The following is a 23,104-nucleotide window of genomic DNA, read 5'->3' as shown; positions in this document are numbered from 1 at the left end:
GAATTTCGCTACCTTAGGACCGTTATAGTTACGGCCGACATTCACCGGGACTTGGGCTCGAAGCTTCGCCTTGCGGCTAACCTCTTACCGTAATCTTTCGGCATTGGTCACGTGTCACACCCTATACTTGGTCTTGCGACTTGGCAGAGTGCTGTGTTTTTGTTAAACAGTCGGTTGACCCCTTTCACTGCGGCCTGCTCGAAAGCAGGCACCCCTTATTCCTAAGTTACGGGGCTAGATTGCCGAGTTCCTTAACGAGGTTTCACTCACGCGCCTTGGTATATTCTACCCACCCACCTGTGTCGGTTTAGGGTACGGGCGGCCGAACGAACACCATCAGGCTTTTCTCGGCTCATGTTTTACCAGATCCGCTTTGTCCGAAGACTCCACGTCCCGTCTTGCGACGGACTGCCACTTTCGATCGGCAGACTGACTCCACACAAGCGTCCCTTGATGGCTTAAATTCAGCCGGTGCAGGAATATTAAACCTGCTATCCATCGCTTACGCCTCTCGGCATCAGCTTAGGTCCCGACTAACCCTGGGAGGACGAACCTTCCCCAGGAAACCTTGGGTTTACGGCGGACAGGAATTTCACCTGTCTTATCGCTACTCATGTCTGCATCCTCACTTCTTTGCGCTCCACGGTTGGTTACCCTCCCGCTTCGACGCACAAAGAACGCTCTCCTACCACGCCCGCGCGGCGAACCGCACGAACATCCCGGGCTTCGGTATAACGCTTATCGCCAATCATTTTCGGCGCGAGATCACTCGATGAGTCAGCTATTACGCACTGTTTAAATGGTGGCTGCCTCTAAGCCAACATCCTCACTGTTTAAGTAACCTCACATCCTTTCCACTAAACGTTATTTAGGCACCTTAGCCGCAGGGCTGGGTTGTTTCCCTTTCGACAATGAAGCTTATCCCCCACTGTCTGACTCCTGTGTTTCATTGTGTGGCATTCGGAGTTTGATTGAATTCGGTAGCCGGGTATGGCCCCTAGTTCATCCAGTGCTCTACCTCCACACATCAGCACACAAGGCTAGCCCTCAAGCTATTTCGGAGAGAACCAGCTATCACCGGGTTTGATTAGTCTTTCGCTCCTACCCACAGTTCATCAGGGGACTTTTCAACGTCCATCTGTTCGGACCTTCAGTGCATGTTACTGCACCTTCATCCTGACCATGGGTAGATCACCTCGGCTTCGGGTCTACTGCCTGCGACTGAGCGCCCATTTCGGACTCGCTTTCGCTTCGCCTCCACCCCGGAAGGGCTTAGGCTTGCCACAGACAATAACTCGCAGACTCATTAAGCAAAAGGCACGCCATCGTCCGTTGCCAGACTTTGACACCTTGTAAATGTATGATTTCAGGTTCTATTTCACTCCGCTCGCAGCGGTGCTTTTCACCTTTCCCTCGCGGTACTAGTTCACTATCGGTCGCCAATTAGTATTTAGCCTTATGCCGTGGTCGGCACAGTTTCATGCGAAGTTTCACGTGCATCGCATTACTCAGGAACTCCCTAGGCGCTCTCGGATTTTCGGTTACGGGCCTCTCACCCTCTGGGGAGCCGGTTTCCATCGGCTTCACCTAATCTCTGAGCTACCATATCGGGGTCCTACAACCCCGGGAGACAAGTCTCCCGGTTTGGGCTGTTCCGCTTTCGCTCGCCACTACTTACGGAATCGCATTCGCTTTCTATTCCTCCGGTTACTGAGATGTTTCACTTCACCGGGTGTCGCTCCAACCGTCCTATGTATTCAGACGGCGGGGACTGGACATGACTCCAGTCGGGTTACCCCATTCGGAAATCCACGGGTCATAGCGTGTTTGCCGCTAACCGTGGCTTATCGCAGCTTACCACGTCCTTCATCGCCTATTGGCACCAAGGCATCCATCATACACTCTTTGTAGCTTGATCAATCTTCTTACCGCGTCTTGCGACGCGCGTAAATGAATTGAATCTGTATTTCTATAGATTCTCTAACTCTCTTTGAAGTTGTGTTTACCCTCTATGCAGATGTCAAAGAACGTCGACGTCCATCCCGACGTCTGAAAGTTAAGTTTGTCGCGGCCGGTCAGGCGTGGGCCTGACTGGGCTCGAACCAGTGACCCTGCGCTTATCAAGCGCATGCTCTAACCAACTGAGCTACAGGCCCGGTAAAGTTTTAAGAGCATAAGTTTGTAAGTTTTAAGAGGCGCTGCAGATGACTGCGTTGCTTTTTCTTAAAACATTCATTGTACAAACTTAAAACTCTTGAAGGAGGCAAGGGGATTGATCGCGTTGCGATCTTTCCAAGGCAGGACTTCGTCCATCCGTCCAAGCCTCCTGTGGAGGCAAGGGGATTCGAACCCCTGACATCCAGCTTGCAAAGCTGGCGCTCTACCAACTGAGCTATGCCCCCGGGTGAAATGGTATTCGCCCGGAAATCGTTGCTCTTTTTTGCGAGGGCAGAGCACAAAAACTGAATTGTGGGTTAAGCGTCCTCAGGTGGTCGCGCTTTCGCGCGGCCATGGCGATTTGGAATACACTGCATTCCAATCTTAGCCATCGACCTGAATGTCCGGCGTGAACCGGACAGTCTTGCTCCTTAGAAAGGAGGTGATCCAGCCGCAGGTTCCCCTACGGCTACCTTGTTACGACTTCATCCCAGTTACCGCTCATACCTTAGGGCGCTGCCTCCTTGCGGTTGGCGCGCGCACTTCGGGTACAAACGACTCCCATGATGTGACGGGCGGTGTGTACAAGACCCGGGAACGTATTCACGGCGCCGTAGCTGATGCGCCATTACTAGCGATTCCGGCTTCATGGAGGCGAGTTGCAGCCTCCAATCCGAACTGGGCCCGACTTTAGTGATTTCCTCCACCTCGCGGTCTCGGATCCTTCTGTGTCGGGCATTGTAGTACGTGTGCAGCCCTGGCCGTAAGGGCCATACTGACTTGACGTCGTCCCCACCTTCCTCCCCGTTGAACAGGGCAGTCTGAACAGAGTGCCGGAGGCTCACGCCTCCATGGCAACAGTTCACAGGGGTTGCGCTCGTTGCGGGACTTAACCCAACATCTCACGACACGAGCTGACGACAGCCATGCAGCACCTGTGCAAATTGTGTATTGCTACACTCACCGGCTTTCACCGGATTAGAGATGCATGTCAAGGCCAGGTAAGGTTCTTCGCGTTGCATCGAATTAAGCCACATACTCCACCGCTTGTGCGGGTCCCCGTCAATTTCTTTGAGTTTTAATCTTGCGACCGTACTCCCCAGGCGGCACGTTTAACGCGTTTGCTCCGGCACGGAAGGGGTCGAATCCTCCCACACCAAACGTGCACCGTTTACTGCCAGGACTACCGGGGTATCTAATCCCGTTTGCTCCCCTGGCCTTCGTGCCTCAGTGTCAGGAACTGCCCAGGCATTCGCCTTCGCCACTGGTCTTCCTCACGATATCTACGCATTTCACTGCTACACCGTGAATTCCAATGCCCTCTACAGTCCTCGAGCAACGCAGTATCGAGTGCAGTTTCCAAGTTAAGCTTGGAGATTTCACACCCGACTTACATCGCCACCTACGCACCCTTTACGCCCAATGAATCCGAACAACGCTTGAGACCTCTGTATTACCGCGGCTGCTGGCACAGAGTTAGCCGTCTCTTCCTCTTCAGATACTATCAACACACGGCCAGTTAAACCGTGTGCCTTGTTCTCTAATGACAGGAGTTTACAATCCGAAAACCTTCATCCTCCACGCGGCGTCGCTCCATCAGGGTTTCCCCCATTGTGAAAAATTCTCGACTGCTGCCACCCGTAGGTGTCTGGACCGTGTCTCAGTTCCAGTGTGGCTGGTCGTCCTCTCAGACCAGCTACCCGTCATAGCCTTGGTGAGCCGTTACCTCACCAACAAGCTGATAGGCCGCGAGCCCCTCGAGAAGCGCCAGGTTGCCCCGGCTTTGGCGTCAGGAAGATGTCTTCCTTGGCCACATGCGGTATTAATTCGCCTTTCGGCGAGCTATCCCCCACTTCACGGCAGGTTGCTCACGTGTTACGCACCCGTTCGCCACTAGACTTTTTCCTGTATTGCTACAGAAAAAAGTCCCGTTCGACTTGCATGTCTTATCCACGCCGCCAGCGTTCGTTCTGAGCCAGAATCAAACTCTCCGTTGAAAGTTTGAGGCACGCCCGCCCTGCTAAAGGACGAACGGCCAAATTCTGACAAAATCACCCGCGCGATGCTGAACCGCGCAGGCTTCCGGCCTTGCGGCCGGTTTGTCGCATAAAAAACTGCTGACGATAACCCACAATTCAATTTTTGTGGTTACCCTCTGATTTTACTTTCAGAGTCAGGATTTCAAAAATCTTCGTGCGCTTTTTCCGGGCACGCGACGAGCGGGAAGGTTTTGGCCTTGCTGCTCCCCGTGGCCGATGGAAAGAACGCGAACCGATTGATTCGGTCCCCATCAAAGGGGATGGAGAGATTGCCAGAAAATGGCGCAGAGTCAACCGCCTTTTTGAAAAAATCTTAAATTTTTTTTCGAGGCTCCCCTGCGGGCCGGATCTCCAAGTTGTGAAGCATTAGACCGCGCCCTCAAACGGACGTTCAAAAAAATCCGTCTTTTCGCGGTGACCTTGCCCAACGCGCCGCCGTTTGCCATTTTGCATGTTCGTGACCGTTCCGAATCAGCTCACCGTTTTGCGCCTTCTTCTCACTGCGGTATTCGTGGCAGCGCGCGAATCCGGAATGGCATGGGCATCCACGATCGCAGCCGCGGCGTTTGCCTTGGCAGTTTTGTCCGATTACCTCGACGGCGTGCTGGCCCGTCGATGGCGGTGCGAGACCGATTTCGGCCGCCTGATGGATCCGCTGGCCGACAAAGTCCTGATCGCTGCAGCGCTTGTTTGTCTCACGTGGTCGCAGGATATCCCGGCGTGGGCGGCGATCATTCTGATTTCGCGCGACTTTCTTATTACGGGACTGCGCCAACTTGCGCTCTCGAACGGCACAGTGCTGGCCGCGGACCCTGCGGGAAAAACCAAGACCGCATCGCAGATGGTCATGATCGGATTTTTTCTCCTGAGGGATGCGGTGGGAGAATTCACCGGCCATACACCGGATTTGCCGTGGCCGGCATGGGTTGCGCTGACTGGAAAATTTCTCGTCGCGGCCAGCGTTCTGCTCTCCATTTACTCCGGCTGGCGCTACGCGCGTGCGCATTGGAGCGTGGTCATCCGCAGCGGCGGCCGATAGTCTCGGGTCATGCTTCTCACCCGCGCGCAGATGCAGCACGTCGAGCAGGAGACGTTTGCCCGCGGCATCACGGCCGACGTGCTGATGGAAGGCGTGGGCGCGAAGCTTGCGCGCTTTGTCATGCAGTTTTTCCCGCGACCGGGGCTTCTGGTTTGCTATGCGGGCAAGGGCCACAACGCCGGGGATGCATTCGTCGCCGCGCGCCACTTGTCCGCAGCCGGCTGGCGGGTGCTGGTGCGCACACCTTTCTCGCGCGATGAATTCGCGCCTTTGACCCGCGACAAATTCGATCTTCTGCGCGCCGCCGTCTTGACTTCCCCTTTCCGGCCTTCGACGCCGCAGGATGGTCCGCTGGTGCAACTGGACGCGCTGGTCGGTCTGGGCGCCCGGGGCGAATTGCAGCATCCCCTCGCATCGCTCGCCGTGGAAATGAACACCCTGCGCCGCGAGGCGGACGCCAAGACCGTGGCGGTGGATTTTCCCTCCGGCCTCGATCCGGAAACCGGCGTGCCGGGAGAACCGTGCGTGGAGGCCGACTTCACCGCGACCGCGGGCTTCGCCAAAACCGGTCTGGTGGCCGACGCAGCGATCAACCATACGGGACGGCTGGGCGTGCTCGACTCGCCGGATTTCATCAAGCCGGATCACGGCAACCACGCGGAATTGCTGACTGCGCCCCTGCTGCGCAAGGCGTGGCCGCCGCGCCTTTATGACACGAACAAGGGCATGTGCGGGCGCGTGATGCTGATGGCCGGATCGCGCGGGACACTCGGAGCGGCGCACCTGTGCTGTGCGGGCGCGGTGAAAGGCGGCGCAGGCCTCGTTTCGCTGGCGGCGCTGCCGGACGACTACGAACTTCTGGCCACGACCATGCTCCCCGAAGTGATGGTGCGCCCCTTCACGCACCTCACCGACGCTTTGGCACTTCCGGTGGATGCGATGGCGATCGGCCCCGGCCTCGGGACGGCGCACGCCGCGCGGACTTTGCGGGTGGTGCGCGAGGCGGCATGCCCTTCGGTCATCGATGCGGACGCACTCACGATCATCGCGCACGCGGGACTGAAGCATCTGGACTCGGTGAAAGGTCCGCGACTGTTGACACCCCACCCCGGCGAAATGCAGCGGTTGCTCGCGGGAAAACAGATCGGAGACCGTGCAAAGACGGCCGAGGAGTTCGCGGCACGGCACCCGGTCACGCTGCTGCTCAAGGGGTCGAGGACGGTCATCGCGGAAAAGGGCCGGGCTTTGCGTTACAACACGACGGGCAATCCCGGGATGGCGACCGGCGGAATGGGCGATGTGCTGACCGGGATCTGCGCGGCGCTTTTGGGACAGGGAGCCGACACGTATTGGGCGGCATCCATCGGAGCATGGGTGAGCGGCCGTGCGGCGGAAATTGCGGTGACAAGAGGCGGAGCATCCGTCGAGTCGCTCACGCCGACCGATGTGTTGTCACATCTCGGGCGCGCGTTTGAGTCGTTGCGCGCGGGAGATTTTTAGCGGAGGCCGCGGCGAGGTCAGTTTGCCGGCGAGGGTGCGGGCGTTGACTGCGAAGGCACCGTCGGCGTGGACGGTGGGGTGGCAGCTACTTCCGCCGGAGCAGCCTCCGTTGCCGGGGCAGGTGTAGCGACGGGTTTCGGTTTGCGGTGCGGACGCTCGGGTTTTTCCGCCACCTCGCCGATCACCACGCTCTCGTGTCCGACCGGACCACCTAGCACGGGCGCGAAGGAAGCCACGGCAACAGGAGTTCCCAGGCCGAGTATGCCGAACAACTCGACGGCCGTATCTTTCTTGAGCCGGATACATCCGTGCGAAGCCGGCCGAGAGCCGGGGACATGGCCCACGTGCATGCCGATACCGGCCGGACTGATACGCATCCAATAGGGCATGCGCGCACCGACGAAGCTTCCGCCCTCGGGTATGGCGTCGTCGCGCGTGTCCGCATCGGAGACCACGGTGTCGCCGCTCGCGGAAACAATGCGTCCGTAGAGGTTCGAGCAGTGGTCTTCTTTTTTCTCGACGATTTTGTAGGAACCTTTCGGCGTGGGATGACTTGATTTTCCGGTGGCCACGGGGAAGTCCATGGCGATCGCGCCATCGACAAGCAGGAGGCCGCGTTGCTCCCGCAGGGAAATTTCCACCGACGTGTTGTCCGACTTTGCATTGGCCATGAGGTCCGGCTGCCGGTAGGTCAGCTTGCGCCATCCCGGTTGCGAGCGGAAAGCCGCGTGCTGCGCCTTGTATCGCGCCAGTTTTCCGGTGCTGAGTTTTCTTTCCGCCGAAATCTGCCAGCGCTCTTGGAAATCCCGCATTGCGGTGCAACCCGAGCACGCCAACGCCATGGCGATAAAAAGGCAGGTTCTGCCCGCGGAAATGCGGTGCGGTCGCCGGGAGGTGTGCAGCGGCATCGGGAAGTGCAGATTATCCCGCGCGGCCGAAAAAACAACCGTCAGTGTTTCGGGAGCCCCTGCACGGTTTGCAGGATGCCGGTGATCATCGAATACGCAACCAGACCGACGAACAGGGCGACCATGAGGATGACCGCCGGCTGGATGAGGGCCGTGACGCGCTCGATGACGATGGACAACTGCTTGTCGTAGCTTTTCGCGCTGCGCTCGAGGGCCGCGCCGAGGTCGCCGGTGGTTTCACCCACTTGGATAATGTCCACGAGGGTCGGCGGAAAAAACGCTGTCCGCTGGATGGCGCGGGAAAGCTGCGATCCGTCCTGCACGTTGGCAGCGATGCGCTCGAGAAGATCCTGGAGATACACATTCGGGGTGGCATTGCGAATGAGCTGCATCGACTGCATGAGCGAAACGTCGTTGTTGAGCAGTGTCGATAGCGTCTGGGTGAACTGCGCGTAGAACCGCATGCGCAGGAGCGGCCCGAAAACCGGCAGCTGAAGTTTCGCGCGGTCCCACCAGGCGCGCCCTTCGCCCTTGCTGGTGAAATGGCGGAAAGCGAGCGCGCCGGCCACCAGCGTGATCAGGATGACCCACCACCAAGCGCCGATGAACCCGCTGAAAGCGACGAGCATCCGCGTGGCCAGCGGCAGCGTTTTTCCGGTTTTCATCAGCAGCGAGGTGAGCTGCGGAAGCAGGAAGGTCATGAAGATGACAAGAAGGGCGATGCCCGCGGTGAAAATAACCGACGGGTAGATGAGGGCGCTCGTCACGCGGCGCTGGAGGTCGCCCATCATGGTGAGAAACTCCACCTGGCGCTTGAGGATCTTGGACACTGTCCCGCTGACCTCGCCCGCCTTGACCATGTTGCAATAAAGCTCGGAAAAGCTGGGGCTGGCCTTTTTGAGCGCGGCTGAAAACGTGGCGCCTTCGCGCAGCGACTGGCGCGCACTGGCCGCGACATGGCGCAGGGGCGATTTGTCCTGCCGCTGTTCGATGACCTGCAATGCGCGGTCGAGCTTGAGTCCCGCCTCGAGCAGCTCGCAAAGCTCCTCAGTGAAGAGCAGCACTTGGGCGCGCGTCAGCACATTTTCGCCGGATGCAGCCGTCGTCTCCTTGGCTGAGCTCGCCTCCGCTCCTTTGGCCGCGAGAGAAAACGCCTGCAGGTTTCTTTGTTTCAGCTTGGCGAAGGCGTCCTGGCGGCTGGTCGCCTCGAGTTCGCCGGAAACCTTTCCGCCGCCGGCCTGCAGTGCCTGGTATACAAAGTGCGGCATGGGGGCTACTCGTCGAGCGCGTTGAGGTCGGAAGTGGTGACGCGCATGACCTCCTCGATCGTGGTGATTCCGCCCGCCACTTTGTCGAAGCCGTATTTGCGAAGGGGACGCATGCCTTCTTTCTCGGCGGCCGGGCGCAACTCGGAAGCGGGCCGCCGCTGGGTGATCATCTCCTGCAGCTTGGGCGTGACCATGCAGATTTCCATGATGGCCAGGCGACCCTCGTATCCGGAGTTGCGGCAGCTTTCGCAGCCGACGGCGCGCATGATGCGCCCGTCGTTCTCCGGGGGAAAACCGATGCTGCGCAGGTAAGCCGGCGCGTAATCGCCGGGCTGCGCGGGTGCCTTGCATACCGGGCAGAGTTTGCGCACAAGGCGCTGCGCGATAAAGGCACGCACCGCGCTGGCCACGAGGAACGGCTCGACGTTCATGTCCAGCAACCGCGTGATGCCGCCCACCGCGTCGTTGGTGTGCAGTGTGCTGAAGACCAAGTGCCCCGTGAGCGCGGCGCGGATCGCGATCTCCGCGGTTTCGTAGTCGCGCATCTCGCCGACCATGATGACGTTCGGATCGCCACGCAGGAAACTGCGCAGGAGGTTGGCGAAAGTGTTGCCGATCTCCGGCTGAACGGCGCTCTGGTTGACCCCGGCCAATTTGTGCTCGACGGGATCTTCGATGGTGAGAATGCGGCGCTCCTTCGTGTTGAGGCCCGAGAGAAAAGTGTAAAGCGTCGTCGATTTGCCGCAGCCGGTGGGTCCGGTGACGAGGACGATGCCGTTGGGCATGGCGAGAAGCTCTTTCACTTTGGCCGCGTAATCCTCGTCGAGCCCGAGGCGCTCGAGGCTGAAGACTTCTTTGCCGAGCAAGCGGAGGCTGATGCTCTCGCCATTGATCGTCGGGATCGACGCGACGCGCACGTCGATGGGCTGACCGCCCAGTTCGAGGCTGATTCGGCCGTCCTGCGGACGCCGGTCTTCGCCGAGGTCGAGACCGGCGGTGAGCTTGAGGATGTTGATCACCGACCGCTGCAGCTTGCGCATCTGCGCGGGAACCGGAACCTCCTGCAGCACGCCGTCGATGCGGTAGCGCACGCGGAGATCTTCGGCCAGCGGTTCGACGTGGATGTCGGTCGCACGCTCGCGCAGCGCCTCCCGGATGATCTGGTTGATGAATTTTTTGACCGATGCTTCCTCCGACTCGTCCTCGTCGAGCACGTTCACTTCCTCTCCGCGTCCGAGATCGATGTCTTCTTCCAGCCCGCGCCCCTCGAGCAGTTCCTCGAATGTCTCCGCGCCGATGCCGTAAACCTGACGCAGCGCGGGCAGGATCCCCTTGCGCGAGTAAAGCTCGTAGCGCACGCGCTGTGGCACGGCCTCGGCCACCGCCTGACGGGCAAGCAGATCGAACGGATCGTAGGTTAAAAGCGTGATCTCATCGTCCTCCGAGGCCACGGGCAGAAGCTGGTAGCGCAGCGCGATGCGCGCAGGAAGTTTGGACCGAAGTTCGGGCGAGGCCTGCGCGATGCGGGCGCCGCCCCACGGAAGACGGAACTTTTCCGCTATCTCGCGGTAAAGACCGGTCTCGTCGACTTCGGTGCTGTCGAGCAGGGCGCGCAGGAGGGAGTTTTGATTGCGCGCCGCGTCTTGGAGGGATGCGGCCACTTTCTCGCGGTCGGTAGCACCGTGCCGCGCGGCCATTTCAACCAACTCGGGGATCAGAGCCATGCGCTTGCGCCCTCCCTACTGGGACGACCGTTGCTTCTTTTTCGGCTTCGGGGTCGGAGTCGGTTTTGGCGTCGGTTTCGGAGTCGGTTCGGGCGCGTATTCCTGGTAGTCGATGCCGGCCGGGCGGAGCGGATCGCGCGGCTTGCGGATCTGCGAGTCCGGCTCGAGTTGCGGCGAGTTGGCCATCACGGGGGTGCGTCCGAGTTCCCATGCGTTGGCACCGGAATAAATATCGTCGCCCACTTTGGTGCGGTAGCGCTCCTCTTCGCTGGCGCGCGCAAGTTCGGCATCGTTCTCGACCACGGTCGGCTGCAGAAGCACGAGCAACTCGGAGCGCTTCACATTGCGAGCGGTCTGCTTGAAAAGATAGCCGAGGACGGGGATGCGCATGAGGAAAGGAAGGCCGGAGTCGTTGGCCTGCGTGTCCTCGATGATGAGGCCGCCGAGGACAACCGTGCTTCCGTTCGGGACCGTGACGGTGGTGGTGAGTTCCTGCGCGCTGACGATGGGGGCGCGATTGCCGCCGCCGAAATCCTCGTAACGAACGATGTTGCTGTTGGATTGGGCGATGACGAGCGTGACGTCCTTGTTGGCGTTGATGAGCGGAACAACCTCGAGTTTGAGGAGCACATCCTTGTAGGTGATGTTGGCCGTGATGCCGGCGGATTGGTTGATCGCGGTGCCGGTGATCGAAGTCGACGTGAGCGTGCTGCTCGTGAACGGAACTTGCTCGCCCGAACTGATCACGGCCTTCTTGTTGTTGGTGGTGTAAACGACAGGCCGCGAAAGGATTTTGAAGCGTCCAGTTTTTTCCAGAGCGCGCGCGTAGATATCGACGGAGTCCGCGATGGTGCCGTAAACGGTCAGGCCCGACAGATTGGGAAACTTCGTCGGGTTGATGAGGTTCGAGGGGATGATGCCGTTCGAGCCGCCGAAGATACTCAAACCGCCGTCGGAATTCGCGGAAAGCGGATTGAGCAAAGATGCGGCCGCACCCGAACCGTCCGCACCCTTGTAGCGCAGGAAATAGCTGAACCCGAACTCCATGTCGTCGGTGAGCTGGAGTTGTCCTATGACAGCAGCCAGATAAACCTGCCTGGGACGCACATCGAGCATGTCGAGGAGTTGCGCCACTTTTTGGCGGCTGTCGGGCGGCCCGATCGCGATGATCGAGTTGGCGCTTTTGTCGGCGATGATCTTCGTTTTTCCGATAATGACCGACTCGGGCGCGACGTCGGCGGTCGGTTCCTTGATGCGGTCCGGTCTGTTGAGGCCCGACGTGCCACCCAATCCGTCAGACGAGTTGCCCTGGCCGAATTGCGAACCGCCCTCGATCGTGGCTCCCCCCGTGCCCTGACCGCGCGCTCCGGTGCCTCCCGCGCCGGTTGTTTCCTCGCCCTCGCTGAGCAGATCGCTGAGAACGGGAAGGACATCGGAGGACGAAACATACTTGAGCGGACGCTCGAGCACGGTATCGAGCGGGACGGGTGCGTCGAGTTGTTCGATGAGTTGCTTGATGTAGGGAAAATTGATCGGACGCGTGACGACGAGAATGCGGTTGGTGCGCGGGTCGGCCACGATCTGGGTCTCACCGATGACAAGGTTGGATTCGAATTGTCCCCCGCTGGCGGTCCCGAGGGAAACCGGCACGACTTGGCCTTGCGCATCGACTTGGGGTTGGGCGGGCTGGCCCGGTTGACCGGGGGCGGACGGCTTGGGTGCGCCTTCTTTGCGCGCGTCGATGAGCGTTTGCAGCGTCTCGGCGACCTTTTCCGCATCGGCGCGTTTGAGCGTGATGAACTCGGTGATGACCTGGGCCGGAGGGACATCCACCATGGCTTGCAGGGCGATGAGTTTCTGGATTACCGGGACATTTTCCGTGATGAGAACGGCCTGCACGTTCGGCACCATGGTGAAAGAAGTGTAGGGCTTCGGCGGCACAACGAACGTCTGGAACAAATTCACGGCTTCCTGCGGCGCCAAGTAGCTGAGTTTCATGAAATAACTCACCACCTGCTCGGTTTCAGGCAGCATGTAAGGTGTGGAATAAATCGGTATGCCTTCGGATTTCGGTCCTTTGCCGCTCTGCAAACTGAGGACCTTGACCGTTTTTTCATCGACGGGGACGAACGAATAACCGTTGAGCAACAAAGAGGCCTCGATCAGGCGGATGGCTTCGCTGCGCGGCACCTCACCCGGAACGACAATGGTCAGGGGAGTCGCTTGCGTGGCCAGAGCGGAGTCGCGGATGAGACGCTTGTCGGTGAGCACCTCGTAAAGGCTGAGGATCTCGTTGACCGAAGTATTGGGAAAGGTGAGACGCACCGTGGGTTCCGGAGATGCGGGAACCGTGCTGGCCGGCGCGGGAGCAGATGACGGCGCAGGCGCGGGAGCGGCAATGGGAGGTTCGAGCGTTGCGGGGGCCGCAGGCAACGGCTCCTCTTGACCCGGCGTTTGATTGCTAGCAGGCGCAGGAGCTTGCGGCATCGGCGGGTTCTGGGCCCATGATCCGACAGAGAGCGACAGGCCGAGCAGGAGCGCAAGAGCGCAAGAGCCAAGCGGCAACTCGGGAAACGAACGCCTCATCCCGGGAATTAAAGCAGATAATAGGCCGTGCTCAAGGAGCGGCTGGCACGATGGCCCTGCGACGTATGACCCGCGGTGGTGGCGCTTCCTGCTGGCCGGAGCCCGGGGCCGGCTGGACTTGCTGATTCCCGGGGACAGCCGGTCCGGGAACAGCGGGAACAACACCGGGCGCGGGCCGCGCTTGCGCTTGCGGCGCGACAGGGATGGCGGGCACGGGCACAGGAACACCCGGGCGCAAATTCACCGGCACAGGTGCCTGCATCATGCCGGCCGGGGGCATCGCCGCACCCGCGGCCAAAGCATCGAATTGTATGACACCAACCTCGGATCCCTTGCGGATGGTCGCGGTGGACTTCGCATATTCTTTTTGGATGTCCACTTGGACGAGTGACAAGTCGTTCGCGCCTTTCTTCTTGTCGATCATGTGACGCAAATTCGTGGCGCGCTCGAGGACGAAAATAATCGGATCGCCGTTGATCTGTGCGATTCCGGTGAGCGCGTAGCTCTGGCTCAGCGCGGCAGATTCCGGGGGCGGCGCAACGGACTCGACTTGGAAAGGCGAGCGCTCCCAGACGGGCGTGTAACGCGACAGGGCAAATGCCGGCGCAGGCAAATCGGCATCCTGCGAATTCGCCTCCTCCTCTCCTTGGGTGCCGCTCGCGGCGGGCGGCGGAGATGCTTCGGGACCGGTCGCCGGCAAATCGGCAGGCACGCGTGAGTGACCGCGTGATTCCGGGCGCGGTTCCGCAGGCGGAACGACGAGCATCTCACCCGAACTGGCAGGATCGGAAGCAATGACTTCGTGCGCCAAAAGAAAGCCGGCGGCACACGCGACTGTCAGCGGCAGTCTCACGGTCGGGCCTCCTCTTTTGCGCGATACCAGCGCGCCACGACGATGTCGCAGATCATTTCGGGCGGCTCGCCGCTTTTGATCGCGATCTGCTTGATCACGCGGAATTGTTTGGCGTCCTGCAACTCGTGCATCCACTTCACCAAGTCTTCCATTTTTCCCTTAACCTGCGCGCTGTAGAAAACTTCCGCGATCGAATCATCCCGGCCAAGCCGGGAATCGCCGCTTTCCTTTTGCGTGAACTGCAGCCTGTGCTTGGTCGCGCTGCTTTTGACAAAATCGTAAAATTTCCCGTTGTCCTCGGTGGTTGTGACGTCGTCCTCCGGCTGGTTGGCATCGAGCCAACCGGCCCTCTTCTCCCAAAGCGTGCGCTCCGCAAGCAGGGCCTGCCCGGCGGCCGCCTGCATCTCGAGGTCGGATATGTCCTTTTTCAGCGCGCTGTGCCGCGAAAGAAACACCCGCAGACCCGCGAGGTTGATCATGACGAACAGCACCGCGAGAAGGCCGGCGAGCAGTTTCTTTTCTTTAGAAGTCAGTGCTCTCATTCGTCTGCTCCTGCGCTTCGCCTTCGAAATCCGCGCGCACGCCATCCACTTGGAATCTTGCGCTCCCGGTGCCGATCAGTTTCGGCTGCTGGGCGTCCCACCTGTAAAGTTCCGCCAGCTCGGGGCTTTTGCTCACGTCCTCCTGGAATTTCTGTGCTTGCTGGATTTGCGATGCTTCGCCGGCGATCGAGACACGGTCGAGGTCCATGTTGAAGGAAACCAATCGCACGCCGTCTTCCGGCAAAAGGCGCACCACCTGGTAAAGAATCTCCAGCGGGTAACGCGAGCGGTCGATCGCCGTGAGCAAAGAATCCCAGCGGTCCATCGCGGCCTGCACTGCCGCCACGTCGCCGGCCTCGCGATCTATCGACGCGCGGAGCGAACGCGCGCGCCATTGCAGCCAGAACATGTCGGCGACCAATGCCAGCATAAGAACAAAATAAGCCGCGGCCGCAGCAAGAACGATCTTGCGCGTGCGGGCGGCGGCTTTTTTCGCCTGCTGCGCATCGCGGACCGGAAGCGGTATGCACTTGAGAGGCTCCGATGGACGGACCGGCGGCGGCAACTCGGCCAACTCGACCGGGAGAAATCCGCCCGAAGGCCAGTCCCGCAGATCGGGACGCCCGCCTTCGTAGAGCAATCGGACACCGCGCACTGCAGCGGTCATTCCCCCGGCCTCGAGCGATGCAACCATCGTCCAGACTTCGAGAGCCATCGCGCCGGAGGGCTGAGGCGAGGTGAGCGACTGGAAGTGGACAACATGATCTCCCCGAGTGACGGCGGCGACCCAAACGCCTTCCTCTTTCCACACGGTGACGGAGTCGGCCGGGAGCGGAAGACAACCGGGGGACACGGCGTATTCGGTGGCTTCGCCATGCCAGCAGCCGGGCGCGAGATGCGCCGGAAGCACCACGGCATGCAGCAAAGCCTCGTCGCCGGAGGCGGCAACTTGCGACCACGCAAACGCTGTCTCATCACGCGAACGCCCCGCCAGTCCGCGCAGCTCGAGCTGTGTGAAAACGAGGTCCGGAAAGATCGCAGGATCTCCGGAAGGCGCCCAGAAGCTGAGCGAGAAAACACGCCGCACCGGGATGGCGATGAGTGCACCTGCCGCGGGCGAGAGCGCGGCAAGATCGGGGGCTTCGCCGGTCATCGTCCATGATCCTGTTTCGTCCGCTTCCCATTTTTGCCAACCCGAAGACGAGACACGGAAGATGGCACCTTGCCGGGGCTGGCGCGCGGATTTTATTTTTCCTCCCATAGCAAATAGGCCGTCTCTCCCCCGCTCTCGCCAGCTTGCGCGGCGACCACGGAGATGACCACTTCACGGTCGCCCACGATACCGCGGCTATCAATTCTTTTGACTTTGCTTTCGGTGGTGAGGCGCGCAGACACCTCGTCCGCCGGCACGCGCGACCCCTGCAACCATCCGGCCCATTGCTGGGGATCTTCGAATTTGAAGTCGTCCTCGGAGGGTTCCACGCCGTCCTCGCCCGCGCGGTATCTCACGAGAGCAGCAGCGGCTTCGGGGGGTATGCCGGTGGCGGCTTGGATGACTTCGGAGGACGCTTCGTTCACATCCACGAGCCCCTCGCCGAAGATGGTGAAGAAATCCTGCCAATCGGGTTTCGCAGCGGCAACTGCATCCATCCCGAGCACTCGTTCCATTTCACGCACCGAGCGGAAAGGGCGGTTGGACGGCGCATCGGGAATGCCCGCCGCCTCGTATTCCGCCTGCTCCGCGCCGTTGAGCCCGCGTCCCGCATCGTCGTCCACCCAGTCGATGAGTTTGTCGATGAGGCGGTCGGCTTCATCGGGATCCATGCCCCAGAGTGCGAAAAGGTTTTTGAGCGTATTGCGGTCGCGCTGCTCGAGAAGTTTGTTGATGTTCAGCCTGCCGCCTTCGCCGCGGATGCGAACCTGCATTTTTTCGCCACCACCGAAGTCGCGGTTGAGCAGCTCCGTGTCTTCCGGTTTGACTTGCGGGTGCAAGCCGATCGCCACTCCGCTCACCGCAATCTGCCGCGCGCGGAGGCCTGATGAATCCATCGCGCCGGTTTCCAGTTCCGTGCCGACGATGCCGGCCAACCAGACGACGGCAAAACCGACCACCGCGATGGCCCATAGGACGAGCATGAGGGCCGCGCCGCGAATCCGGTGTTTGGACGGGGCGGCAATCATGGCTGCGGAGCGTCCTGCGATGGCTGCTCCGGCGTCGGCTCCGGCTGCGCAGGAGCCGCGGAAGCTTCTTTGACCGGCGGCAGCCAGAAGGTGTAAGTGCGCGGGACCTCCTCCCCTAAAAACTGGAAGGTCAATTCGACAAGAGGCGGTCTCTCGCCCTCGGCCGTCCATTCTTCGACCCAATCCTGCAAGGAGGCGCTGTAGAATCTCCACGAGACCGAGCGAAGGTCGGGCAGCAGCGGCAACCAAGGACCCTTTTCCAGCGAGGCCTTCCATTCCATTTCGGTCGGGTTGCCCGGGACCAGAAGAAGGCCGATGCCGCGGCCACCTCCGAGGCGCGGACGCGCGGAGATCACGGCCGCACCGGCCGAGGGTGCCACCGATCCCCAAGCGAAAATCCCCGGCGCATCGCGCAGGACGATTTCCGCCGAGCCGTCGCCGTCCTGCACGCGAACACCTCCGGTCAATCGCGCCGTTGCGGGGAGATTGTGGAACGTGCGCCGCAGCAGCGAAATGAATGCATCGAGGCGCTGCGATTGCAGACTGTCGTCGGTGAGCGCGGCCGTCGCGCGCACGGAAACATCGACGATCGAATAGATGCCGCCCGCAAGCAGGACGAAGATGGCGATCACCACCATCATTTCGAAAAGGGTGAATGCGCCGGGATGTCTGCGCTGCTTCCTCATGGCTGATAGCGCAGGAACTTTTCTTCCCGCTCCTGCTTTTCGTTGCCGTCGGTCCACTCCGCGCGAACCGTGATCCACCACAGACCGGGCAACACCGCATCGTTTTTGTCGCGGATTTCCGCCTGTTCCGCACTGACGGAATATTTCACGCCCATGGCATCCGGGCCTGTCTCGCGACCCTCGGCGAGCGTTTCGATGGGCAGGGCCATGGCTTGGTCGAGCAGCGATTCGAGTTGCTGCCGCATCCCGGCTTCACTGCGCAGCAAGGCATTGGCCTCCACGATGCGGTCGAGGGCGATGGCGAGCCCGCCAAGGGCCAGCGAAAACATGGCCAGCGCGATGAGTATTTCGAAAAGTGTGAAGCCGGATTTTTTCACGGTGCGTAAAAACTTTCCTCGGCGATGCCGGCGGTGAGCGGATCGAAGCGCACTTCCATCCACGCCTCGCCATCCGCCACGCGGACGGTGATCGGCTCGCACAGACCGCTCGGCTGGAAGACCCAGCGCTGGCCGTCCGGTTTGAGCGGTTTTTCCGCCCCGAACGCGCGCAGGGTATAAGACATTCCCGAAGGCAGGGGGGACGTCAGGCTTGGTTCCTTTTCGCCGGAGCGGCGCAGGGCGAAGGCCTTTTTGCCGAAGATCACCTCGGAAGGGTGGCCCGTGGTCGCGGCATCGGTGCGCGCCGTTTTGGCCATGATGAGAAGTTCGCGCACCACGTCGCGGAGCTTTTGCTCGCGCGAAAAACCCGAGACCAAGGGAACCGCCGCGCCCATCAGCAGGGCGATGAGCGCCAAAACCAAGAGGATCTCGAGAAGCGTGTAAGCGCGACGGGCCTTCGCGCCCGGCACTCGGATCCTGGTCATGACAGCGGAAGCGGGGCGCTAATCGTTGCCGATGTCGTCCTCGCTTTCCACGCCGTCCTCGCCCAACGAGTAGAGGTCGAAGCCCCGCGTGTTTTTCTTGCCCGGCCTTTTGTATTGATACGGGTTGCCCCAAGGATCCTTGGGAAGTTCGTCGAGGATCTGCCGCCAGCGTTTCGCGTTGGCCGGGCGCGTCACGAGCGCCTCCAAGCCTTGCTCGGTCGTCGGAAGAAACCCGTTCTGCACTTTATACATGCCGAGTGCCGTGGAGAGGGTCTTTATATCGGTCGCAGCGCGTTGGTCCTCGGCGACGCCGACCGCACCGCCGAGCATGAAAATCGCCGATCCGACAAGGACCGCGATGATGCCCAGCACGAGCATGATCTCGAACAAAGTGTAAGCGGCGGTATGGGCGCGCCGCAGGCGGCGGATGGACGGTGACATTGGAGAAAAGATGGCGGTCGCCGCCCCCGTTGTCAAAACAGCGGTCAGAAGGAACCGGCGCCGCTTTGCCAGAAGCTGTTGAGCGCGTCGGCGGGACCGGGCGCGGAGGGCGGAACCACGGGAGGCAGCGGGGCCTCCTCACCCGCGTGCGGTTCGGGTTCCACGGGCACGTCGCGCAACGGGAGGGAAAGATCCGGCTCTTTCACCGGAGGCGGATAGGAAAGTTCGAGCACCGCATCGCGCACGAAGGTGCGGTTGCGGTAGTTGGAATTGACCGGCGAACGAAGCTCGAGCAGGACGGAGTTTTCGCCCGGCAAAAGAAGTTCGGCGGGAATGTGGATCGAGGCCTTGCGCCATCCGGCAAAAACCCCCCGCTGGTCGGGCCCGGGCAAATGCCCGGGATCCTCGAGCGTCGGCACATCAATGGCCATCGGTCCGACTTCCTGGTTGTTGATCAGCAGCCATACCTCCTGATCGAAAAACACACCGGCGAAAGACGCCTCGAGCCGCGCCTTGGTCGGTGCTTGCTCGAGAGTCGAAACCAGTTCGAGCGAAGGAGTGAGAAGTTCGGCTCCCTCGGTGAGGGCCGCACGGACCACGCGATCGCGCCACTCGTCCTGCAATGCCCGGCGCGGTCCTCCGTCAACATCCGCTTCCGCAAGCGTCAGCCGCGAGGCCGTCACAACCACGGGAACGTAGCACGTGGTCGAGGCAAGCATCGTGCGCTCGGAAACCCACTCGAACTTGACGCGGTTGACGTTGAGATTCGCACCGCCTTGCAGGAGCAGTGTTCCGTTGCCGCCCAAGCGCGAGGCGCTGATGAGCAGCGGCCGCTGGTTGGGCACGCCGAGTCCTTCGCCCAAATTTTCCGAGATGACTTCCGGGGTTCCGGATCCGTCGCGCAACCACTCGACGCGCAGGCCGCCCCCCTCCGTCTCGTCGAAAACAAAATGCACGAGCAGGTCGCGATCGGCGGGAGGGGAGAGACGGAACGCCACGCGTGCTCCGGCGCCGGGCGCCGACACCGGGGGACCGTGCATCCACACCGGCAGAGCTTGGGACGCATCGAAAGGCAGGTCCGCAGTGAACACCATGTCGTCCCCCGCCCGCGCCGCAAAAGCGCCGAGCACGACCGCGACGACGGACGACACCAAGGGCTTGCTGATTCGGGCGATCATGGTTGGGGGTTCGACGGTCCAGTGGGGTCCGACAAAACTCCGATAGCATAATCTTGAAATATGGGATCTTGCAACAGGGCTTTGAAAAGGGGTTCCGGCAGCTTTTCATGGGCCTCCGAGAGAAACGCTGCAGCGGCCGCTTTGTCACCGCGAAGCAGCGCATCCGCCGCGGCAAAAAAGAGCTCCTCCGGACGCTGTATGCCGTTGATCTGCTGGATCTTGTATGGTGGCGAACCCGGCTTGTAGTCGAGCTGCATTCCGGTCAGGCCGGCCTTGACCGTCGAGACCAGAATGCTGTCGGACTCGGACACCCTATCCAAGGCCATGCGGTAGGCTTCCACCGCCGGTTCCTCCTCCCCGACCGCGCGGTGAAACTCGCCGAGGACGTAGAGGGGCATGCTGTTCAGCGGGTCGGCCGCGCGCGACGCCTGCACATTTTGCATGACGGCTTCGCGTGCCGCCGAGGGTTGCCCGGAGCCGCGGGACCTCTCCAGAGCGATCAGCCCGAGCAAGGCGAACGCATTGCTTTTCTCCTCGCCGAGTTCGATCGATCGGCGCGCCGAGGCTTCCGCTGCATCAAAGTCGCCGAGATGCATCTGCGTCAGCCCCGTCTCGCACTGCAGGCCCCGCAGGGACGGATCCAAGCTGGCGGCTTTACGAAATTGGTCCAGCGCTTCGAGGTGGCGACCGGTGAAACGCGCGGACAAAGCCGCCTCCACGTGCTCGAGCGCCTTTTGTCTCTGCGCCGAGGGCACCTGCGGAGCGTGCGCCGCTTCGGACCGGGGGGATGACAGCTTGGCCGCGACAAGTCCCGCCAGAAATGCCGCTCCCGCGGCAAAGGAAATCACGATCGCTGAACGCAACTTTCCGGATCCCGATCGCCTCATGACATCGCCCATGCAACGCACGTCTGGATACACCGTCAAGCCCTCCGCCGCCCTTTGGCCTTTCGTCCGCGCCCCGTCGCGCTTTACCATCCCCGCACCATGGCCACTCGCGCCGCCACGTCCGATCTCTACGGGCAAAATGTGCTCGCCACCTATGCCCGCTTCCCGGTCGCGCTCGAACGCGGTGAAGGCACGCGCGTCTGGGACGAAGACGGACGTGCTTACCTCGATTTCACCTCCGGGATCGCGGTCAATTCGCTCGGCCATGCTCATCCGGCCATGCAAAAGGCCATCGCCGGGCAGGCGGCGCGGCTCATCCATGTCTCCAATCTTTTCCTCAACCGCCCGCAGGCGGAGCTGGCCGCGAAGATCAACGCGATCATGGGAATGCCGGGCAGGATTTTTTTCTGCAACAGCGGCGCCGAGGCCAACGAGGGGCTCTACAAACTCGCCCGCAAACATGGTTCGCCGCAGCGGCGCAACGAGATCATCACGCTCGACGGGTCGTTCCACGGACGCACCCTCGGCGGCATCGCCGCCACCGGGCAGATCAAGGTGAAGCTGGGGTTCGGCCCGCCGGTGGAAGGATTCATCAATGTGCCGGCGCGCATCGAATGCGTGGCCAATGCCGCGGGTCCCCGCGCGGCCGCCGTCCTCGTGGAGCCGATCCAGGGAGAAGGCGGCGTGAAAGTTATGCCGGCGGATTTCCTCCGCGCCTTGCGCGAACTGTGCGACGAGCGCGGCATGCTGCTGCTTTATGACGAAGTCCAGTGCGGACTCGGGCGCACCGGGCATTGGCACGGCTGGCACGCCACGGGCGCGCCGGACGCCGCACCGGATGCCATCAGCTGGGCCAAAGGCATAGGGGGCGGCTTTCCCCTCGGCGCTTTCTGGTTGCGCGAAAATCTGGCGGATCTACTCGGGCCCGGAACCCACGGCACAACCTACGGCGGATCGCCGCTCGCCTGCGCCGCAGCGCGGTGCGTCCTCGACACCATCGAAAAGGAAGACCTGCTGGCAAATGCCAGAGAGCATGGCGCCCGGCTGCGCGCCGCGATCGACGGTTTGAAATCACCGTTGGTCGAAGAGTTGCGCGGCGCCGGACTTTTGCTCGGCGTGGCCCTGCGCGATTTCCGCTGGAAGGACAGCACCGGATCGGACCCACGCCCGCCCGCGTTGCGGCTGACACTCAAGCTCATCGAGCATGGCTTGCTCGTCGTGCCCGCGGGGGAGAACGTCATACGGCTGCTTCCCCCGCTCAATGTCACCGGGGCCGAATGCGACGAGGCCGTGGGCATCCTGCGCGAGGTGCTCGCAGTTGCCGGGCCGGCCAGCTAACCTCGTCGCGGACATGAAGAACCTGCTCGACATCGAGTCGTTGGACGCGGCGGAAATCGCACGCATCGTCGCGCACGCCGGCGAAATGAAGCGCCTGCGCGGGACGCATCCCGATGCCCCGCTCGCCGGCGAATGCTGGGCGCTCATTTTTTCCAAGTCATCGACCCGCACGCGACTGAGCTTCGAGGTCGGCATCCGCGAATTGGGCGGGCAACCGATTTTTCTTTCGGCCAACGAGATCCAGCTCGGACGCGGCGAACCGATCCGCGACACCGCGCGCGTCCTGGGGCGCATGGTCCAAGGCGCGATCATCCGCACCTACGCGCAATACGATGTCGCCGAGTTCGCGGCGCTCAGCGGCCTTCGCACGGTCAATGCCCTCACCGACGCCGAGCACCCCTGCCAGATTCTCAGCGACCTTTTCACCATCACCGAAAAACGCGGATCGCTCGACGGTCTCAAGGTTGCCTTCATCGGCGACGGGGATTGCAACGTCGCCCGCTCGTGGATCTGGGCGGCCGCACGGTGCGGTTTCAGCCTGCGCATCGCCGCCCCGCCCCGCTTCCAGCCTCCCGGCGAACTTGTCGCGCGCTCCGGCGGCGACATCACCGTGACGTCCGATGTGGCTGCTGCGTGCAAAGGTGCGGACGTCCTCTACACCGACGTGTGGGTCAGCATGGGCAAGGAGGACGAGGCCGCGTTCCGCGCCGCGCAATTCGGCGGCTACCAGATCAATCGCGCCGCGGTTGAGGCGGCCGGAGGCTCGCCGCTCGTCATGCACTGCCTTCCCGCATACCGCGGCAAGGAAATCTCCGAGGAAGTTTTCGAGACCAACGCGCAAACCATCTTCGACCAGGCCGAAAACCGCCTGCACACGCAAAAGGCCGTCCTCACCCTGCTCGAGAAATAACCGGG

At 61.5% G+C, this 23,104-nt stretch carries 18 protein-coding genes, 2 tRNA genes and 2 rRNA genes; 4 read left to right on the top strand and 18 right to left on the bottom strand.

Going from position 1 to position 23,104, the window contains the following annotated elements:
- From FGM15_02785 to FGM15_02770, 4 genes are all read right to left on the bottom strand, one after another.
- A 23S ribosomal RNA gene (locus tag FGM15_02785) occupies positions 1-1,920 on the bottom strand; the annotation flags it as partial.
- A gap of 162 nt (positions 1,921-2,082) precedes the next feature.
- Positions 2,083-2,156 (bottom strand) — tRNA-Ile (locus FGM15_02780).
- 173 nt (positions 2,157-2,329) lie between these two features.
- Positions 2,330-2,402: transfer RNA gene (locus FGM15_02775), tRNA-Ala, on the bottom strand.
- Positions 2,403-2,580: 178 nt separating this feature from the next.
- Positions 2,581-4,151: ribosomal RNA gene (locus tag FGM15_02770) — 16S ribosomal RNA — on the bottom strand.
- Positions 4,152-4,647: 496 nt separating this feature from the next.
- On the opposite strand from FGM15_02770, the gene pgsA reads away from it, so the two are divergent.
- Positions 4,648-5,235, top strand: coding sequence for a CDP-diacylglycerol--glycerol-3-phosphate 3-phosphatidyltransferase (gene pgsA, locus FGM15_02765; protein ID MBU3664791.1), 588 nt, complete (start codon positions 4,648-4,650; stop codon positions 5,233-5,235).
- A gap of 9 nt (positions 5,236-5,244) precedes the next feature.
- Positions 5,245-6,735, top strand: a complete 1,491-nt coding sequence (locus tag FGM15_02760; GenBank protein MBU3664790.1) for an NAD(P)H-hydrate dehydratase — start codon at positions 5,245-5,247, stop codon at positions 6,733-6,735.
- A gap of 17 nt (positions 6,736-6,752) precedes the next feature.
- Here the strand turns inward: FGM15_02760 and FGM15_02755 are convergent, their stop codons facing one another.
- From FGM15_02755 to FGM15_02690, 14 genes are all read right to left on the bottom strand, one after another.
- The gene (locus FGM15_02755) at positions 6,753-7,643 is read right to left on the bottom strand and encodes a L,D-transpeptidase (GenBank protein ID MBU3664789.1); all 891 of its coding nucleotides are present in this window, start codon (positions 7,641-7,643) and stop codon (positions 6,753-6,755) included.
- A 41-nt stretch (positions 7,644-7,684) separates the two neighbouring features.
- Positions 7,685-8,911, bottom strand: coding sequence for a type II secretion system F family protein (locus FGM15_02750; GenBank protein MBU3664788.1), 1,227 nt, complete (start codon positions 8,909-8,911; stop codon positions 7,685-7,687).
- A 5-nt stretch (positions 8,912-8,916) separates the two neighbouring features.
- Positions 8,917-10,635 carry a type II/IV secretion system protein gene (locus FGM15_02745; protein ID MBU3664787.1) on the bottom strand — a complete coding sequence of 573 codons (1,719 nt, stop codon included), beginning with the start codon at positions 10,633-10,635 and terminating at the stop codon, positions 8,917-8,919.
- Between the two features lie 15 nt (positions 10,636-10,650).
- Positions 10,651-13,221 (bottom strand): hypothetical protein, encoded by a 2,571-nt coding sequence (locus FGM15_02740; GenBank protein MBU3664786.1) that lies wholly within the window; start codon positions 13,219-13,221, stop codon positions 10,651-10,653.
- A 31-nt stretch (positions 13,222-13,252) separates the two neighbouring features.
- Positions 13,253-14,074, bottom strand: a complete 822-nt coding sequence (locus FGM15_02735) for a hypothetical protein (GenBank protein ID MBU3664785.1) — start codon at positions 14,072-14,074, stop codon at positions 13,253-13,255.
- Complete coding sequence (locus FGM15_02730; GenBank protein ID MBU3664784.1) at positions 14,071-14,616, bottom strand: hypothetical protein; 546 nt, start codon at positions 14,614-14,616, stop codon at positions 14,071-14,073. Before FGM15_02730 ends, FGM15_02735 begins: the two co-directional genes overlap by 4 nt.
- The gene (locus FGM15_02725; GenBank protein MBU3664783.1) at positions 14,597-15,769 is read right to left on the bottom strand and encodes a hypothetical protein; all 1,173 of its coding nucleotides are present in this window, start codon (positions 15,767-15,769) and stop codon (positions 14,597-14,599) included. Before FGM15_02725 ends, FGM15_02730 begins: the two co-directional genes overlap by 20 nt.
- 92 nt (positions 15,770-15,861) lie before the next feature.
- Positions 15,862-17,073 (bottom strand): general secretion pathway protein GspK, encoded by a 1,212-nt coding sequence (locus tag FGM15_02720; protein ID MBU3664782.1) that lies wholly within the window; start codon positions 17,071-17,073, stop codon positions 15,862-15,864.
- Entirely contained in the window at positions 16,794-17,483 is a 690-nt protein-coding gene (locus tag FGM15_02715) for a prepilin-type N-terminal cleavage/methylation domain-containing protein (GenBank protein ID MBU3664781.1), read from the bottom strand. Before FGM15_02715 ends, FGM15_02720 begins: the two co-directional genes overlap by 280 nt.
- Positions 17,480-17,986 (bottom strand): type II secretion system protein, encoded by a 507-nt coding sequence (locus tag FGM15_02710; GenBank protein ID MBU3664780.1) that lies wholly within the window; start codon positions 17,984-17,986, stop codon positions 17,480-17,482. The genes FGM15_02715 and FGM15_02710 overlap by 4 nt, the downstream gene beginning before the upstream one ends.
- Entirely contained in the window at positions 17,857-18,345 is a 489-nt protein-coding gene (locus FGM15_02705; protein ID MBU3664779.1) for a prepilin-type N-terminal cleavage/methylation domain-containing protein, read from the bottom strand. Before FGM15_02705 ends, FGM15_02710 begins: the two co-directional genes overlap by 130 nt.
- Positions 18,346-18,363: 18 nt before the next feature.
- Positions 18,364-18,786, bottom strand: coding sequence for a type II secretion system protein GspG (gene gspG / locus FGM15_02700; GenBank protein MBU3664778.1), 423 nt, complete (start codon positions 18,784-18,786; stop codon positions 18,364-18,366).
- Between the two features lie 44 nt (positions 18,787-18,830).
- On the bottom strand, positions 18,831-19,964 hold the full coding sequence (locus tag FGM15_02695; protein MBU3664777.1) for a hypothetical protein: 1,134 nt from the start codon (positions 19,962-19,964) through the stop codon (positions 18,831-18,833).
- Entirely contained in the window at positions 19,961-20,812 is an 852-nt protein-coding gene (locus FGM15_02690; GenBank protein MBU3664776.1) for a hypothetical protein, read from the bottom strand. Before FGM15_02690 ends, FGM15_02695 begins: the two co-directional genes overlap by 4 nt.
- A gap of 138 nt (positions 20,813-20,950) precedes the next feature.
- Between FGM15_02690 and FGM15_02685 the strand changes: the two genes are divergently transcribed.
- Together FGM15_02685 and argF are read left to right on the top strand one after the other, a co-directional pair.
- Positions 20,951-22,189 (top strand): aminotransferase class III-fold pyridoxal phosphate-dependent enzyme, encoded by a 1,239-nt coding sequence (locus tag FGM15_02685; protein MBU3664775.1) that lies wholly within the window; start codon positions 20,951-20,953, stop codon positions 22,187-22,189.
- Between the two features lie 13 nt (positions 22,190-22,202).
- Positions 22,203-23,099: an ornithine carbamoyltransferase gene (gene argF / locus FGM15_02680; protein MBU3664774.1), complete on the top strand. Its 897-nt coding sequence runs from the start codon at positions 22,203-22,205 to the stop codon at positions 23,097-23,099.
- The last annotated feature ends 5 nt before the right edge of the window (positions 23,100-23,104 follow it).

This window comes from Chthoniobacterales bacterium (assembly GCA_018883245.1).
Lineage (GTDB): Bacteria > Verrucomicrobiota > Verrucomicrobiia > Chthoniobacterales > JACTMZ01 > JACTMZ01.
Note: the sequence above shows the minus strand (reverse complement) of the source record. Positions and strands in the feature narration are given on the sequence as shown.

What these genes read in the sequence shown, in the direction of transcription:
- FGM15_02755 (MBU3664789.1), bottom strand. Translation starts at nt 7,643, where the DNA reads ATGCCGCTGCACACCTCCCGGCGACCGCACCGCATTTCCGCGGGCAGA.
- FGM15_02730 (MBU3664784.1), bottom strand. Translation starts at nt 14,616, where the DNA reads ATGAGAGCACTGACTTCTAAAGAAAAGAAACTGCTCGCCGGCCTTCTC.
- FGM15_02715 (MBU3664781.1), bottom strand. Translation starts at nt 17,483, where the DNA reads ATGAGGAAGCAGCGCAGACATCCCGGCGCATTCACCCTTTTCGAAATG.
- FGM15_02720 (MBU3664782.1), bottom strand. Translation starts at nt 17,073, where the DNA reads ATGGAAGGCCTCGCTGGAAAAGGGTCCTTGGTTGCCGCTGCTGCCCGA.
- FGM15_02705 (MBU3664779.1), bottom strand. Translation starts at nt 18,345, where the DNA reads ATGACCAGGATCCGAGTGCCGGGCGCGAAGGCCCGTCGCGCTTACACG.
- FGM15_02685 (MBU3664775.1), top strand. Translation starts at nt 20,951, where the DNA reads ATGGCCACTCGCGCCGCCACGTCCGATCTCTACGGGCAAAATGTGCTC.
- pgsA (MBU3664791.1), top strand. Translation starts at nt 4,648, where the DNA reads ATGTTCGTGACCGTTCCGAATCAGCTCACCGTTTTGCGCCTTCTTCTC.
- FGM15_02745 (MBU3664787.1), bottom strand. Translation starts at nt 10,635, where the DNA reads ATGGCTCTGATCCCCGAGTTGGTTGAAATGGCCGCGCGGCACGGTGCT.
- gspG (MBU3664778.1), bottom strand. Translation starts at nt 18,786, where the DNA reads ATGTCACCGTCCATCCGCCGCCTGCGGCGCGCCCATACCGCCGCTTAC.
- FGM15_02695 (MBU3664777.1), bottom strand. Translation starts at nt 19,964, where the DNA reads ATGATCGCCCGAATCAGCAAGCCCTTGGTGTCGTCCGTCGTCGCGGTC.
- FGM15_02750 (MBU3664788.1), bottom strand. Translation starts at nt 8,911, where the DNA reads ATGCCGCACTTTGTATACCAGGCACTGCAGGCCGGCGGCGGAAAGGTT.
- FGM15_02725 (MBU3664783.1), bottom strand. Translation starts at nt 15,769, where the DNA reads ATGACCGGCGAAGCCCCCGATCTTGCCGCGCTCTCGCCCGCGGCAGGT.
- FGM15_02740 (MBU3664786.1), bottom strand. Translation starts at nt 13,221, where the DNA reads ATGAGGCGTTCGTTTCCCGAGTTGCCGCTTGGCTCTTGCGCTCTTGCG.
- argF (MBU3664774.1), top strand. Translation starts at nt 22,203, where the DNA reads ATGAAGAACCTGCTCGACATCGAGTCGTTGGACGCGGCGGAAATCGCA.
- FGM15_02760 (MBU3664790.1), top strand. Translation starts at nt 5,245, where the DNA reads ATGCTTCTCACCCGCGCGCAGATGCAGCACGTCGAGCAGGAGACGTTT.